The sequence below is a fragment of the Cellulomonas carbonis genome, assembly GCF_014636275.1.
Classification (GTDB): domain Bacteria; phylum Actinomycetota; class Actinomycetes; order Actinomycetales; family Cellulomonadaceae; genus Actinotalea; species Actinotalea carbonis.
Genome location: NZ_BMEB01000003.1, coordinates 283,899 through 298,719 on the forward strand (window position 1 = coordinate 283,899; position 14,821 = coordinate 298,719).

Here is a 14,821-nt window from a genome sequence, read left to right on the forward strand (position 1 = left end):
CGCACGCCCCCTCGCTCCCACCCTGGCCCCCTCGCTCCCACCCTGGCCCCCTCGCTCCCACCCTGCCCCCTCTCCCTCGCGCCCCACGTCGAGATCAGGGTTCGTGTCGGAGTGTCGCGCGACACGCCGACACGAACCCTGATCTCGACGGGCGGGGACGTCGCGCGGCGACGCGCGCGGAGGTCCTAGCCTCGGCGCGTGACGACTGCAGCCGACCCCGCGCCCGCGTCCGGTGCGGGTCGCGTGACCGTCCGGCCCGCGCTGCCGGCCGACGTGCCCGCGATCCGCGACCTCGTCGAGCCGTACGCCGAGCGACGCATCCTGCTCGCCAAGGAGATGGTCGGCTACTACGAGGCCGTGCAGGAGTTCGTCATCGCCGAGGTCGACGGCGTCGTCGCCGGGTGCGGCGCCCTGCACGTGATGTGGTCCGACCTCGCGGAGGTCCGCACCCTCGCCGTCGACCCCGCGCACCGCGGGCGGGGCGTCGGCCACGCGCTGCTCGACGCGCTGATCGGCCGGGCCCGGGCGCTCGGGCTCCGCCGGGTCTTCTGCCTCACGTTCGAGACGCACTTCTTCGCGCGGCACGGGTTCCACGCGATCGAGGGCACCCCGGTCGGCCAGGACGTCTACGCCGAGCTCCTGCGTTCGCACGACGACGGCGTCGCGGAGTTCCTCGACCTCGCGCGCGTGAAGCCCAACACGCTCGGCAACACGCGGATGCTGCTCGAGCTCTGAGCCCCCCGAGGGCCGAGCCCCTGGCCGAGCCGAGGGCCGAGCCCCGGGTCGAGCGCGGTCGGGCCGGGCGCCGACGCCTGCTCAGTCCTGGACGGCCTTGGCGATCGTCACCGCGCGTGTGATCCACTCGCGGGCGCCCGCGTCGAGCGCCTTCCTTTGCCGGTCGAGCGCCTCGACGCACCACAGGGCGTTGACGACCTGGCGCACGACCGACCAGTCGCGAGCCCGGTCGCGGTCCAGGCCAGCGGCGTCGACCACCGCGTCGAGCCGACGGCGCACCGCCCACCGCACGTCACCCGACGCGACCACCTCGTCCCACCGGTTCCACAGCAGCGGCGCGGGCTCGACGTGGGGGTCGCCCGACAGCGGCTTCGGGTCGATGACGAGCCACGCGTCGGCGGCGCCGTCGTCGCGCGCGCGACGGCCCGACCGGAGCACGTTCGCGAAGTGCAGGTCGCCGTGGACGAGCGTCCGGTCCGTCGCGTCGTCCTCGGCGAGATCGCGCGCGAGGGACGCGGCCTGCTCGACGAGGCGGTGCGGCACGGGTGCCGAGCGGGGGAGCCGGGACAGCCGCCCGGCCCAGTCCGCCGCGAGCGCGGACAGCCGCCGCACCTGCGGCAGCGCGGGGCGGTGCAGGTGCGCGTACAGGTCGCCGACGGTCTCGCACGCCGTCACGTCGTCGAGCGCGTGCAGGTCGGCCGGGCCCGCGCGCTCGAGGAGCAGCGCCCACCGGTGCGGGTCGGCGCGCAGGAGCTCGACGGCGGCGCCGCCGTGCCAGTGCTGCAGGGCCAGGTGCTCGTGGCGCGCCTCGTCGTGCGGCCAGCCGAGCTTGAGCACCGCGCGCCGCCCCTCGGCCAGCACGGGCAGCACGAGCGAGCACTCGCCGTGCATCGCGTCGCCGTCGGGCACGAGCTCCCAGTCCGCCACGACCTCGCGGGCGAGCCGCGGCAGCGCCGCGAGCCAGGGATCCCAGGACGGCTCGCGGTCGGTGAGCGAGAGCAGGCCCGCGGGGACCTCAGGCAGCTCGGCGCTCACCCGGGCAACCGGTAGACGGCGGTGGTGACGCGCTCGCCGTCGACCGTGCCGACGACGTCCTCGCGCACGACGAGGCCGTCCGCGACGAGTCCGGTGACGGCGCGGGTCCGCTGCGCCTCGTCGGGGCCCGCGTCGACGAGCAGAGCCTCGGGGACGGGGTGGTCGGCCGCGCGCAGGGTCGCCATGACGCGCCCCCGGACCTGGCGGTCCGTCCCGGCCCACGCCTGGCGCCGTCGGCGGTGCGCGTGCTCGTCGGCGGGCATCCCGGCAGCGCGCCACGCGCACAGGTCGTCGACCGGGCACGCCGCGCAGCGGGGCGACCGTGCCGTGCACACGAGCGCGCCGAGCTCCATGACCGCGACGCTCCACCGGGCCGCCGTCGCGTCGTCGTCGGGCACGACCTGCGCCGCACGTGCCATCTCCGAGCGCGTGAGCGAGGGCGGCGGCAGCGCCTCGCCGCCGAGGGTGCGCGCGAGGACGCGGCGCACGTTGGTGTCGACGACGACGGACCGGCGCCCGTGCGCGAACGCGACGACCGCGGCGGCCGTGTAGGTGCCGACGCCCGGGAGCGCGAGCAGCGCGGCCTCGTCGGTGGGCAGCTCGCCGTCGTGGCGCTCGACGACGGCCCGCGCGCACTCCTGCAGCCGGAGGGCGCGGCGCGGGTAGCCCAGGCGGTCCCACGCGCGCAGGACGTCGGACGTCGCGGCGTCGGCCAGGTGCGCGGGCGTCGGCCACCGCTGCATCCACGCGCGCCACAGCGGCTCGACGCGGACCACGGGCGTCTGCTGGAGCATGACCTCGCTCACGAGGACGCCCCACGGTGTGCAGCCGGGCCGCCGCCACGGCAGGTCCCGCGCGGAGCGTGCGTACCAGTCGAGGACCGGCGGGACGAGCGGGTGCGGCACCGGCTCATCATGCCTGCCTCGTTGCCTGCCTGCCGCCGTGTCGTGACGTCCCGGCGCGGCACCACGGCGTGCGCGACGGGTCGCCGTAGCGTGGCGGTGCAGTCCGTGGCGCACCGACGCCGGTGCCCCCCAGCGTGCTTGGAGACCCGATGAACACCGTCCTGCGTCCTGTGGGTCCGCAGCCCTCGCGCGTGTACTGGGTGCGGCGCCTCGTCGTCGTCGGCGTGCTCGTGGCCGTGGTCGTGCTCGTCGTCTCGCTGCTGTCGTCGCTGCGCGGCGGGGACGCCCCGGCGACGGCCGCGGGTGAGGACACGGCCGCGGTGACCGGTGCGAGCGACGACGACGCGGCAGCGGCCGACGGCGAGGAGGGGGCTGGCGCCGAGGACGCGGCGACGGACGACGGGACCGCCGACGACGGGTCCGAGGGTGGTGCCCCCGACGCGTGCGCGGTCGAGGCGCTCACGACGACGCTCGTCTCGGACGCCGCGACGTACCCGGCCGGCAGCACGCCGACGTTCACGGTGACGCTCACCAACAGCAGCGACAAGGCCTGCACGGTCGACGCGGGCACCGCGAACCAGTCGCTCGTGGTCACCTCGGGCGCGGACCGCATCTGGTCGAGCGCGGACTGCGCGACGACCGCCGACGGCGAGCGCATGCTGCTCATGGCTCCCGGTGCGCAGGAGGTCGTGCAGCTCGCGTGGCCGCGCGTGCGCTCCGACGAGGCGTGCACCGCGGACCTGCCCGAGCCACGCGCCGGGACGTACACCGCGCTCGCGGTCGTCGCGGGTGCGCAGAGCGGTCAGATCGTCTTCGACCTCGGCTGACGCGCTCGCCGCGGTCGGCCCACCGGTGCGCGTCGAGGCGCGTCAGGCGGTCTGCTCGGCGGCGAGCTCCGCGGCGATCTGCGACGGCGTGCTGCGCAGGAGGCAGAACTCGTTGCCCTCCGGGTCCGCGAGGACGTGCCACGTGACGTCCCCCTGGCCCAGGTCGACCGCCGTCGCACCGAGGTCGAGCAGCCGCTGCAGCTCGGTCGCCTGGTCGGTGCCGTCGTCCGGCCGGACGTCGAGGTGGAGGCGGTTCTTCACCGTCTTGGGCTCGGGGACGCGCAGGAACAGCAGCCCCTGACCGGACCCGTCTGCGGGCTCGACCCACGCCTCGTCGGGGTCGTCCTCGTGGCCCGCGGGCCAGCCGAGGACCTGTGACCACCACTCGGCCTGGGCGAGGGGGTCGGCGGCGTCGATGGCGATGTGTCCGATGACGGAGGTCATGCCCCGACCGTAGACGGGGCCCGCCGCGGGGGGAGGATGGTGCGGTGGCTGTCCGGACGGAGGTCGAGCTCGCGGTCGGCGAGCCGTTCGACGCTCCCGGCGTGCTGGGCTTCCTCGGCGCACGCGCCGTCGCGGGGGTCGAGGTGGCCGACCTCCCCGCCCAGGGGCCGCTGCGCTACGCACGCACCGTGGCGCTGCCAGGCGGCCCGGGTGCCGTCGAGGTGGTCGCGCACCGGGCCCACGCCGCCGGGCCGCGACCGGGCTGGCGGGTGCGCGCGACGGTCGAGGTCGCGGACGGGTCCGACGTCGACGTCGCACTCGACCGCGTCCACCGCCTCCTCGACCTGGGCGCCGACCCCGCCGCGGTCGACACCGCGCTCGCCGCCGACCCGACCCTCGCGCCGCTGGTGTCGCGGACGCCCGGGATCCGGGTCCCGGGGACCGTGGACGCGCACGAGCTCGTGCTGCGTGCGCTCGTGGGTCAGCAGATCTCGGTCGCCGCCGCGCGGACCCACCTGAGCCGTCTCGCGCGCGTGGCCGGCGAGCCGTACGCGTCGACTGTCCCCGGGCTGGACCGGCTCTTCCCCTCGCCGGACCGGGTCGTCGCGGCCGTGCGGGCCCCGTCCGCCGCCGAGGAGCTCGACCCCGGGCGGCCGCTCCGCCTCCCGCGTCGGGCGCTCGCCACGGTCGTGGCGACGTGCCGTGCGCTCGCGGACGGCGACCTGGTGGTGCACGGCGGCCTCGCGGCGGTGGCCCTGCGCCGCGACCTGGTGACGCGGCCCGGCATCGGCCCGTGGACGGCGGCGTACGTCGCGATGCGGGTGCTCGGCGACCCGGATGCGTGGCTCGAGGGCGACGTCGCGCTCCTGGCGGGTGCGAGGTCCGCGGGGGTCCTCGACGGCGACGTCACGGGCGCCGCGGCGCACCGGGTCCTCGCGGGGCGTGCCGCGCGGTGGGCGCCGTGGCGGTCCTACGCCGCGATGCACCTGTGGCGAGCGGTCGCCCCCGTCGCGTCGCCGTCGACGACGACGCGTCAGACGTAGCGCTCGAGGATGCTCGACTCGGCGAGGCGGGACAGGCCCTCGCGGACGGCACGCGCGCGCTGCTCGCCGACGCCGTCGACCGCCATGAGCTCGTCGATGCCCGCCGCGAGCAGCTTCTGGAGCCCGCCGAAGTGGCCGACCAGGCGGTCGACGATCGTGCCGGGCAGGCGCGGGACCTTCGACAGGAGCCGGTAGCCGCGCGGACCGACGGCGCCGTCGAGCGAGTCCTCGACCGAGACGAGGCCGAGGACCCGTGCGATGTGCGCGAGGTCGAGCAGCTGGGTCGCGTCGAGCGCGGCGAGCGAGGCCTGGACGTCCGCGAGCGAGCGACCGGGGCGGCCGTCGTCGACGTAGTCGCGGATCACGAGCTGGCGGTCGGACCCGATGCCGCCGACGAGCTCGTCGAGCTGGAGAGCCATCAGGCGGCCGTCGGTGCCGAGCTCGACGACGTAGCCCGCGATCTCCTCCGAGATCCGGCGGACCATCTCGAGGCGCTGGACGACGGCCGCGACGTCGCGCACGGTGACCAGGTCCTCGATCTCGAGCGCCGAGAGCGTCCCGCTGACCTCGTCGAGGCGGGCCTTGTAGCGCTCGAGCGTCGCGAGCGCCTGGTTCGCGCGGGACTGGATGACGTCGGAGCCCTCGAGCACGTACCGCGAGTTGCCCACGTAGACGGCGACGATCCGCATCGACTGGCTCACCGAGATGACGGGGAACCCGGTCTGCTTCGCGACGCGCTCGGCGGTGCGGTGCCGCGTGCCCGACTCGGTGGTCTCGATCGTCGGGTCGGGCAGCAGCTGGACGGCGGCGCGCAGCAGCCGCGTCGCGTCGCGGTCGACGACGACGGCGCCGTCCATCTTCGCGAGCTCGCGCAGGCGGGTCGCGGAGAACTCGACGTCGAGCTGGAACCCGCCCGAGCAGATGGTCTCGACGACCTTGTCGTAGCCCAGGACGATGAGCGCACCGGTGCGGCCGCGCAGGATCCGCTCGAGACCGTCGCGCAGCTCGGTGCCGGGCGCGACGGCGGCGAGGGTGGAGCGCAGCGTGTCCTCGGCGGAGCGCTCGGTCGTGACCACGGCAGAAGCGTACGCGAGGGGTGCTCAGGCGGACCGCAGGCGCGGCCCGCGGGCGAGCTCGACGGCCTGGGCGAGGTGCACGGCCTCGAGCACCTCGAGCCCCGGCGGGACGGACGCCGGGTCGACCGCGCCCGACGGCACGACCGCGCGCGTGAAGCCCAGGCGGCGTGCCTCGGCGAGCCGCCGGTCGATGCCGACCACGGGACGGATCTCGCCCGCGAGCCCGACCTCGCCGAGCGCGACGAGGCCGTCGAGGAGCGGCACGTTCTCCCCGCCGCTCGCGGTCGCGAGCGCGACCGCGAGGTCGGCGCCGGGCTCGACGACCCGGGCGCCACCCACCGTGGACACGTACACGTCACGGTCGCCGAGGTTGACGCCCGCGCGCCGCTGGAGCACCGCGAGCACCATCGCGAGGCGGCTCGAGTCGACGCCGCTCGTGGTCCGGCGGGGGTTGGACAGGAGCGACGGGACCACCAGCGCCTGGACCTCGGTCGCGAGCGGCCGACGGCCCTCGAGCGTGACCGTCACGCACGTCCCGGGCACGTGGCGGACCGCGTGGGACAGGAAGAGGCCGCTCGGGTCGGGCAGCTCGACGATGCCCGTCTCGGTGAGGTCGAAGCAGCCGACCTCGTCCGTCGGGCCGTACCGGTTCTTCGTCGCGCGCACGAGGCGGAGGCGGGAGTGCCGGTCGCCCTCGAACTGGCACACGACGTCGACGAGGTGCTCGAGCGTGCGCGGGCCCGCGACGGCGCCGTCCTTGGTCACGTGGCCCACCAGCAGCGTCGGCAGGTCGCGCGCCTTGGCCGCCGCGATGAGCGCCGCCGCGACCTCGCGGACCTGCGAGACCCCGCCCGGCGCGCCGTCGACGAGCGCCGACGCGATGGTCTGGACCGAGTCGACGACCAGGAGCGACGGCTCCGTCTGCTCGATGTGGCCGAGCACGGCGCCCAGGTCCGTCTCGGCCGCGAGCAGGAGGCGCGGCGCCAGGGCGCCGATCCGCTCGGCGCGCAGGCGCACCTGGCCCGCCGACTCCTCACCCGTGACGTACAGGACCGTCCCGTGCGCCGTCGCGACGCGGCCCGCGACGTCGAGCAGCAGGGTCGACTTGCCCACGCCCGGCTCGCCCGCCATGAGCACGACCGCACCCGGCACGAGCCCGCCGCCCAGCACGCGGTCGAGCTCACCCACGCCGGTCGGCCTCGCCCGCGCGGCCTCGACGTCGATCTCCGTGACCGGGCGCGCCGGGCCGCGCGGCGGTGCCGTGGCCACGGTGCGCGGGCCCGCCGTCGACGCGGCGTCCTCGACGACGCTGCCCCACTCCTGGCACTCGCCGCACCGGCCGACCCACTTGACCGACGTCCAGCCGCACTGCGTGCACGTGAAGCCGGGGCGGTCGGCGCGCTGGCCGCGGGCGGAGCGCGCGGTGCGCGTGGTCGTCGAGGTCACGGGCGGCACGCTAACCGCGCCCACCGACACGGCCCGCGAGGCGCACGGCAGGGCGGGCTCACGCCCCGTGACGCGGACGGCTGCGCACGGTCCGTGAGGCAGCCGTCGGCGCGACGTATCAGGGCGGGCCCCGGCTCGCTCCTCCACCTCGACCGGGTCGGTGCAGGACCGATCCTTCGAACCGGGGAGTCCCGATGAACCGCCGCTACTACCGCAAGGACCGGCTCGTCGAGGTCGAGGAGGTCGACGGCGTCGTCGCCGTCCACTCGGTCGAGCCGTCCGCCGACGGCGCACGGGGGCACCGTGCGTCCGAGCGCGCGGGCGCCGACGTGCGCGCCGCCGCCCGGCAGATCGACGACGACACGCTCGACGCGTTCGCGCGCGCCGGCTGGCAGCTGCTGACGGACGCCGAGCGCGACGAGCGAGGCGCACGCGCCGCGACGCCGGCCGCGAGCGTCGTCATCAACGAGGACGGCCGGCCGGTCATCGCGACCGACGTGCTCGCCGTCCAGCTCGACGCGTCGCTGAGCGCCGACGACGCGCGCCGCGTGCTCGACGAGGCCGGCCTGTCCGTGCTCACCGAGCTGCGGTTCGCGCCGAACCTGTTCGAGGTCCGCACGTCGACCGGGGACGCGCTCGACGCGTCGGTCCGGCTGCACGACGACGCGCGGTTCGTCTTCGCGGAGCCGTCGTTCGTCGAGCACGTGCCGCAGCGCTTCACCCCGACCGACCCCGAGTACGGCGACCAGTGGCAGTGGAGCAACACGGGCCAGGGCGGGGGCACGGCGGGCGCCGACGTCTCGGCCGAGGCCGCGTGGGACCACACGTTCGGCGCGGGGATCCGCGTCGCCGTCATCGACAACGGCTTCGACGCCGACCACGAGGACCTCGCCGCCGGCGTGGGCGCGGGGTCGGGCTTCTTCACCGGGAGCCCCGCGACCCTCACGGTCGGCACCGCGGGCATGCCCGACGGCGACCACGGCACGTTCTGCGCGGGCATGGTCGGCGCGCGGCGCGGCGGCGGGACCGGCGGCGTGGGGGCCGCCCCGGACGCCGAGCTGATGCTCGTCGCGTGCCTGGGCGACCAGGTCGGCACCCAGACCACGCTCGCCCGCGCGGTCGCCTACTCGGCCGACCCCTCGACCGAGGTCCCGGCCGCCGACCCGGCGACGGGCGCCGACATCATCGTCTCGAGCCTCGGCCCGAACGGCGCCGACTGGGCGCTCACCACGACCCTCGAGCTCGCGATCGAGGCCGCCGCCGCGAACGGGCGCGGGGGCCTGGGCACCGCGATCTTCTGGGCCGCGAGCAACGGCGCGGACGTCGACGTGAGCCTGGACCAGGTGGTCTCCCACCCGGACGTCATCGCCGTCGTGCGCTCCACGCGCGACGACCTCGAGGACGACGCGGCGCGCGGCGACGAGGTCGAGCTCATCGCACCCGGCGTCGACGTCGTCAACGCGTTCTCCGGGAACACCTACGGTCCGTGGACGGGGACGTCGTTCGCGGCGCCCGCCGCGGCGGGCTGCGCGGCCCTCGCGCTGTCGGTCAACCCGGACCTCACGCGGGACGAGCTGCGCCAGATCATGCGCGACACCGCGGACCAGGTCGGCGGCGTCGTCTACGACGCGGCGGGCCACAACGACGACTACGGCTTCGGGCGCGTCAACGCCTTCGCCGCGGTCAGGGCCGCCGCACGGCGCGTCGAGCTCCTCACGCCGACGGTCGTCTTCAACGACGTGCCCGAGGACGAGACGACGGCCCGCGCCGTCGTGTGGGAGGTCGCCGGGATCGAGGACCTCACCTTCGAGGTCGTCTCGGGCCCGACGACGACGACGGGCGCGGCGAGCTCGTTCACGCTCCTGCTCGGCTCGTCCGTCACGCTGCCCGCTCCGGGCGTCGGCGCGGTCGGCCACGCGCGGCTGTGGCTCATCCACACCGGCACCGACGCGGGGGACACCGCCACGGGCGAGATCGTCGTCCGCTGCGTCGAGACGGGCGAGGAGTGGACCGTCGCGATCACCGCCAACACGATCGAGCGGCCGACCGCGGCCGTCGTCATGGTCATGGACCGCTCGGGCTCGATGGACTTCGACGCGGGCGACGGGCGCAAGCGGGTCGAGGTGCTGCGCGAGTCGGCGCACGTGCTGGTCGACCTGCTCCAGCCCGAGACGGGCATCGGCGTGGTGCGCTTCGACCACGACGCGGCGCCGGTCATGGCCGTCGCGGACGCGGGGCCCGAGGTCTTCGGGGCCGGACGCGCGCAGGCGGCCGCGGCCGTCGCGTCGCACGCGCCCAACCCGGCCGGCGCCACGTCGATCGGCGACGGCGTCGCGTCGGCGGGCACGCTGCTCGCCGCCGTCGGCGCGTCCTACGACACGACCGCGATGATCGTGCTCACCGACGGGCAGGAGAACGCCCCGGCGTCCATCGCGGACGTCGCCGGGTCGATCGGCGACACGGTGTTCGCGATCGGCCTGGGGGAGCCGTCCGCCGTCGACCCCGCCGCGCTCACCGCCCTGACGGACGGCACGGGCGGGTACGTGACGATGACGGGGAACCTGTCGTCCGACGAGCACTTCCTGCTCGCGAAGTACTACCTGCAGATCCTCGCGGGCGTCACCAACGAGCAGGTCGTGCTCGACCCCGAGGGCTTCGTCGAGCCCGGCGACACCGTCAAGGTGCCGTTCGACCTCACGCGCGGGGACTCGTCGACCGACGTGATCCTCCTCGTGCCGGAGCCGGGTGCGGTGCGGTTCTCGCTCGTCACGCCGTCGGGCGACGTCGTCACGGCCGGCTCGCCGGGCGTGCGCTACGTCACCGGCGCGACGGTCGGCTACTACCGGCTCTCGCTGCCGTACGTCGACGCCGGGGGCGGCGAGCACTGGGACGGCACGTGGCACGCGGTCCTGCAGGTCGACCGCGGCGGGTTCGCCAAGTGGCTCCAGCACCTCGAGGAGACGGACGTCGAGGCCTACCACGAGGCGGTCCGGCGGGGCGTGCGCTACCTGCTCGAGGTGCACAGCCGGTCGAGCCTGACCCTCCGGGCCACGCTGCGGCAGGACGGCATCGCGCCCGGGTCGGTCATGCACCTGACGGCCCACCTGGACGAGTTCTCGATCCCGGTCGACGGCGGGCGGGCACGGGTCCGCGCGCTCGTCACGGGGCCCGCGGGCCACGACCAGGTCGACCTCACGGCGACCGAGGACGGCGTCTTCGAGGGCGACTTCACGGCGACCGACCACGGGGTCCACCGGTTCCGCCTCGTCGCGGAGGGCACGACCCTGCGGGGCGAGCACTTCACGCGCGAGCAGCTGCTCTCGGGCTCGGTCTACGTGCCGCGGCCCAACGAGGAGGACCCGGAGCCGCCGAAGGACGGCGAGGTCTGCAAGGACGAGCTCGACGCCTTCCTCGCGACCCTGCGTCGGGAGCCGAGGCTCGCCAAGCAGCTCGACGCCGGGATGACGCAGCACGGCAGCAGCCTCACGGCGCTGCTGCACTGCCTGGGCAGGACGCTCGCGCGGCCGCACCCGCCCGTCGTCGTCCGGCCGCCGTTCGTCCGGCCGCCCCTCGGCGGTCCGCGGCCGGTCCCGACGCCGCTCGTGCCCGTGGGCGGCGGCGGGGTGCGGCTCGCCGGCGGCACAGCGCCGGCCCCTGCGCCCCAGGCCCGCCCGGCCGACGGGGACCTCCCGTGACCGAGCGGCCGACGGACCGTCCCGGCACGCCGGACCCGGCACCGCACGACCACCTCGTGCGGTGCCGGGTCACCGGCGCGGACGCGGACGCGCTGCGCGACTTCGTCGCCACGAGCGGCGCCGACACGGGCTGTCGTCCCGTCGCCCGGCGCACGCCGTCGGGCCTCGAGACGTTCGTCGTCCTGACGCGCGGCTCGCTCGCCGTGGCCCGCGCGACGCGGGCGGGTCGCGGGGTCGTCGTCGAGGAGCTCGAGGACCTCACCGTCACCGGACCTGCCCGGCAGGCCGAGGTGGCACCGGGGCGCTTCACCGCCCGGGGGGACGTCCCCCGCGGGCTCGGACGCAAGGAGGGCTAGGCCGTGTACCTCGACGCCACCGGGATCGGCTCCGCGCTCGCGGCGCTCGCCGCCGCGTACCCCACGACGAGCGAGCTCGTCACGACCCCGCACCCGACCCACGAGGGCCGCACCGTGACGCTGCTGCGCGTCGGCGGGCGCGGCCCGCACGACGCCGACGGCGTGCTGCTCCTCGGCGGGGTGCACGCACGCGAGTGGGTCCCCCCCGACGCGCTCGTCTCGTTCGCGGCCGACCTGCTCGAGGCGTACGCGACGGGGACCGGGCTCGCCTACGGGGGCGCGTCGTACGGCGCGGCGCAGGTGCGCCGGGTCGTGCGGACCCTGAACCTCTTCGTCCTCGCGTGCGTGAACCCCGACGGGCGGGCGCACAGCCAGACCGTCGACCCGCAGTGGCGCAAGAACCGGCGACCGGCCCCGGCCGGGGCGACCGACCCCGCGTGCGTCGGCGTCGACCTCAACCGCAACTTCGACTTCCTGTGGGACCACCTCGCGCGGTTCGCGCCCGACTCGGGCGTGAGCGCGTCCGCCGACCCGTGCCACCCGACCCTGTACCGCGGGCCGTCGCCCGCGTCGGAGCCGGAGACGCGCGACGTCGTGTGGGTGCTGGACACGTTCCCGCGCATCCGGTGGCACGTCGACGTGCACAGCGCGGTGCCGGTCGTCCTGCACAGCTGGGGGTCGGACGAGAACCAGTCCACCGACCCGGGGGAGTCGTTCCTCGACCCCGGGCTCGACGCCGTCCGCGGGCGCGTGGGCGACGGGATCGGCGAGTACCTGCCCGCGCAGGACGCGGCCGTCGTCGTCGACCTCGCGGGGCGGATCGACGCCGGGGTCACGGCCGCGCACGGCGCGGTCTACGGCGTCGAGCAGGCCATGACGCTCTACCCGACCTCGGGTGCGAGCGACGACTACGCGTTCAGCCGGCACCGGGCGGTGGTCGGGACGACGAAGGTGCTCGCGTGGACCGTCGAGTGCGGCACGTCGTTCCAGCCGCCGTGGTCGGTCGCCGAGCAGGTCGTGCGCGAGGTGTCGTCGGGGCTGCTCGCCCTCGCGCTCGCCGCGCACGAGGTCACCGACGGGCTCGCGGCGACCCTCCGGACGCCGTCGGTCGCGTTCACGCACGTGGCCGAGGCGACGACGACGGCGCGCGCGGTCGTCGTGGAGTGCTCGGGCGACCTCGACGTGCACCTGGAGGTCACGGCGCTCTCGGGTCCGTTCGGGCTCCCGCTCGGGCCGACGACGACGGTGCCGGCCCCGGGCCGCGGTGCGACCGCGGAGGGCCGGGTCTGGCTCACGTGGGACGCCGGTCCCGCCGGCACGACGGCGTCCGGGAGCGTCACCGTGCGGTGCGTCGAGACCGACGAGTCGTGGACCGTGCCGGTGACCGCCGACGCCGTGCCGCGCCCGACGACCGCGCTCGCGCTCGTGCTCGACCGCTCGGGGTCGATGGCGTGGGACGCGGGCGACGGCCGGAGCCGCGTCGAGGTGCTGCGCGAGGCCGTGTCGGTCGCGGTCGAGCTCCTGCGGCCCGACGACGGCGTCGGCGTCGTCCGGTTCCACCACGACGCCGACACGGTGGTGCCCGTGCAGCAGGCGGGCCCCGAGACGTTCGGCCCGGGTCGGTCGGCCGCGCTCGCCGCGGTCGCCGCGCACGTGCCGGACCCCGCGGGCGCGACGTCGATCGGCGACGGCGTCACCACCGCGGCGACGCAGCTCGCGGCCGCCGCGGGGTACGACGGGACGGCGATGGTCGTCCTCACCGACGGCCGGCAGAACGCGCCGGCCTGGGTCGCGGACGTCGCCGGGTCGATCGACGGGCGCGTGTTCGCCGTCGGGCTGGGCGCGCCGGAGGCCGTCGACCCGGCCACGCTCACGGCTCTGGTGGACGGCACGGGCGGCTGGGTCGCGGTGAGCGGCGTGCTGTCGGTCGACGAGCGGTTCGTGCTCGCGCAGTACCTCCTGCAGGTCCTCGCGGGCGCGACGAACGACCAGGTGGTGATCACGTGAGCACGCCCGCCGCGTCCTCGACGGCCCTCGTGAGCCGGCCCGCGCCCGCGAGCGTGCCGGTCCCCGCGACCCCACCCGTCCCGCGCGCGGGCGGTCCGGCGGGCGGGGGTCGTTGCGGTGCGTCTGTGACCTCGATCACAATGCGAGGCATGGCAGGGGAGCCCTCCCGTGGCGGGGGGCGCACGAGCGCGTCACCCGAGCCGTCGACCTGGGACACGGCGGCGACGGCCTTCCGGGCCTGGCGCGACGGCGTGCCGGGCGGGCTCGACGAGCTCGTGACGACCATGACGCCCGTGCTGTGGCACGTGGTGCGCGCGTACGGGCTCGGCCGAGCGCAGGCCGAGGACGTCGTGCAGACGACCTGGGTCGCGCTCGTCCGCAACGCGTCGTCGGTCGCCGACCCCCAGGCCGTCGCCGCCTGGCTCACGACCACGGCGCGTCGCGAGGCGTGGCGCGTCGCGCGCCGCGGCCGGGCCGACGAGACGGTCGACGACGAGGTCCTCGAGCGGCTGCCCGACGCACGGCCCTCGGTCGAGCACGAGGTCGTCGCGCGCGACGAGGACGAGCGGCTCTGGGCGTCGGTCCGGCGCCTGCCCGAGCGGTGCCGGCGCCTGCTGCGCGTCGTCGCGTTCGAGGACCGGCCCGACTACGCCGGGATCGCGCGGGACCTCGGCATGCCGATCGGCAGCATCGGCCCGACGCGCGGCCGGTGCCTCGCGAAGCTCCGCGCGCTGCTCGCCGAGGGAGGTGCGCCATGACCGACGACGCCGACGAGGCGCTGCTCGCGCCGCTCCGTGCGATGTGGCGGCGGCGGGACCCGGTCCCGGACGGGCTCGTGACGTCGGTCCTCGTCGCGCTCGCGAGCGAGGGCCTCGACGAGGAGTACGAGCTCCTCACCCTCACCGGCGACGCGGCGCGTCTGGAGGGGGTGCGCGCACCGGCCGGGGACGACGGAGGCGCCGGTGCGCCGCGCACGCTCACCTTCACCGCCGGACCCGTCACGGTCATGCTCCGCGTGAGCCCGCTCGACCACGGCCGGCGGCGGGTCGACGGCTGGGTCTCGCCCGCGGGCGTCCACGCGGTCCGGCTGCGCTGCGGCGCCGACGACGTGCGGACCACGTCGTCGGCCGCGGGGCGCTTCGAGGTCGCGGACGTCCCGTCCGGGGTCGCGACCCTGTGGGTCCTCGGCCCCGAGGACGCCGGGACCCCGTCGGTCCGCGTCACCACCGCACCCTTCGAGCTGTAGGAGGAC

General features: G+C 76.3%; 14 protein-coding genes. 8 read left to right on the top strand and 6 right to left on the bottom strand.

Going from position 1 to position 14,821, the window contains the following annotated elements:
• The first annotated feature begins 198 nt into the window (after nt 1-198).
• Nucleotides 199-735, top strand: coding sequence for an amino-acid N-acetyltransferase (locus IEV86_RS11355; RefSeq protein WP_052426294.1), 537 nt, complete (start codon nt 199-201; stop codon nt 733-735).
• 81 nt (nt 736-816) lie between these two features.
• Here IEV86_RS11355 and IEV86_RS11360 read toward each other — a convergent pair whose 3' ends face one another.
• Together IEV86_RS11360 and IEV86_RS11365 are read right to left on the bottom strand one after the other, a co-directional pair.
• The gene (locus tag IEV86_RS11360; RefSeq protein WP_202595174.1) at nt 817-1,770 is read right to left on the bottom strand and encodes an aminoglycoside phosphotransferase family protein; all 954 of its coding nucleotides are present in this window, start codon (nt 1,768-1,770) and stop codon (nt 817-819) included.
• Nucleotides 1,767-2,675: an iron-sulfur binding domain-containing protein gene (locus tag IEV86_RS11365; protein ID WP_043607525.1), complete on the bottom strand. Its 909-nt coding sequence runs from the start codon at nt 2,673-2,675 to the stop codon at nt 1,767-1,769. Before IEV86_RS11365 ends, IEV86_RS11360 begins: the two co-directional genes overlap by 4 nt.
• Before the next feature lie 149 nt (nt 2,676-2,824).
• Between IEV86_RS11365 and IEV86_RS11370 the strand changes: the two genes are divergently transcribed.
• Nucleotides 2,825-3,502, top strand: coding sequence for a hypothetical protein (locus tag IEV86_RS11370; protein WP_043607526.1), 678 nt, complete (start codon nt 2,825-2,827; stop codon nt 3,500-3,502).
• 42 nt (nt 3,503-3,544) lie between these two features.
• On the opposite strand, the gene IEV86_RS11375 is transcribed toward IEV86_RS11370, so the two are convergent.
• A complete protein-coding gene (locus IEV86_RS11375) occupies nt 3,545-3,946 on the bottom strand; it encodes a VOC family protein (RefSeq protein WP_043607527.1) in 402 nt (133 codons plus the stop codon).
• Nucleotides 3,947-3,990: 44 nt separating this feature from the next.
• Between IEV86_RS11375 and IEV86_RS11380 the strand changes: the two genes are divergently transcribed.
• Entirely contained in the window at nt 3,991-4,989 is a 999-nt protein-coding gene (locus tag IEV86_RS11380; protein WP_052426295.1) for a DNA-3-methyladenine glycosylase family protein, read from the top strand.
• On the opposite strand, the gene disA is transcribed toward IEV86_RS11380, so the two are convergent.
• Entirely contained in the window at nt 4,980-6,065 is a 1,086-nt protein-coding gene (disA, locus tag IEV86_RS11385; RefSeq protein ID WP_043607528.1) for a DNA integrity scanning diadenylate cyclase DisA, read from the bottom strand. The two genes, IEV86_RS11380 and disA, sit on opposite strands and share 10 nt — an antisense overlap.
• Before the next feature lie 24 nt (nt 6,066-6,089).
• Entirely contained in the window at nt 6,090-7,511 is a 1,422-nt protein-coding gene (gene radA, locus IEV86_RS11390; RefSeq protein ID WP_043607535.1) for a DNA repair protein RadA, read from the bottom strand.
• Nucleotides 7,512-7,705: 194 nt separating this feature from the next.
• Here radA and IEV86_RS11395 point away from each other — a divergent pair, with 194 nt between their 5' ends.
• Genes IEV86_RS11395 through IEV86_RS11405 form a run of 3 tightly spaced genes read left to right on the top strand, consistent with a single transcriptional unit; the run spans nt 7,706 to nt 13,569 of the window.
• On the top strand, nt 7,706-11,206 hold the full coding sequence (locus IEV86_RS11395) for a S8 family serine peptidase (RefSeq protein WP_188484672.1): 3,501 nt from the start codon (nt 7,706-7,708) through the stop codon (nt 11,204-11,206).
• Nucleotides 11,203-11,562: a hypothetical protein gene (locus IEV86_RS11400; protein ID WP_188484673.1), complete on the top strand. Its 360-nt coding sequence runs from the start codon at nt 11,203-11,205 to the stop codon at nt 11,560-11,562. The genes IEV86_RS11395 and IEV86_RS11400 overlap by 4 nt, the downstream gene beginning before the upstream one ends.
• 3 nt (nt 11,563-11,565) lie before the next feature.
• On the top strand, nt 11,566-13,569 hold the full coding sequence (locus IEV86_RS11405; protein WP_052426540.1) for a M14 family zinc carboxypeptidase: 2,004 nt from the start codon (nt 11,566-11,568) through the stop codon (nt 13,567-13,569).
• Here the strand turns inward: IEV86_RS11405 and IEV86_RS11410 are convergent.
• Nucleotides 13,562-13,708 (bottom strand): hypothetical protein, encoded by a 147-nt coding sequence (locus tag IEV86_RS11410; RefSeq protein WP_161784081.1) that lies wholly within the window; start codon nt 13,706-13,708, stop codon nt 13,562-13,564. The two genes, IEV86_RS11405 and IEV86_RS11410, sit on opposite strands and share 8 nt — an antisense overlap.
• A gap of 10 nt (nt 13,709-13,718) precedes the next feature.
• Between IEV86_RS11410 and IEV86_RS11415 the strand changes: the two genes are divergently transcribed.
• Nucleotides 13,719-14,327: an RNA polymerase sigma factor gene (locus IEV86_RS11415; RefSeq protein ID WP_043609849.1), complete on the top strand. Its 609-nt coding sequence runs from the start codon at nt 13,719-13,721 to the stop codon at nt 14,325-14,327.
• Nucleotides 14,324-14,815: a hypothetical protein gene (locus IEV86_RS11420; RefSeq protein WP_052426539.1), complete on the top strand. Its 492-nt coding sequence runs from the start codon at nt 14,324-14,326 to the stop codon at nt 14,813-14,815. Before IEV86_RS11415 ends, IEV86_RS11420 begins: the two co-directional genes overlap by 4 nt.
• Nucleotides 14,816-14,821: the final 6 nt, after the last annotated feature.

Bases quoted from the DNA above. Each gene is read 5' to 3' on its own strand.
- IEV86_RS11370 (WP_043607526.1), top strand. From the start codon at position 2,825: ATGAACACCGTCCTGCGTCCTGTGGGTCCGCAGCCCTCGCGCGTGTAC.
- IEV86_RS11375 (WP_043607527.1), bottom strand. From the start codon at position 3,946: ATGACCTCCGTCATCGGACACATCGCCATCGACGCCGCCGACCCCCTC.
- IEV86_RS11395 (WP_188484672.1), top strand. From the start codon at position 7,706: ATGAACCGCCGCTACTACCGCAAGGACCGGCTCGTCGAGGTCGAGGAG.
- IEV86_RS11415 (WP_043609849.1), top strand. From the start codon at position 13,719: ATGGCAGGGGAGCCCTCCCGTGGCGGGGGGCGCACGAGCGCGTCACCC.
- IEV86_RS11420 (WP_052426539.1), top strand. From the start codon at position 14,324: ATGACCGACGACGCCGACGAGGCGCTGCTCGCGCCGCTCCGTGCGATG.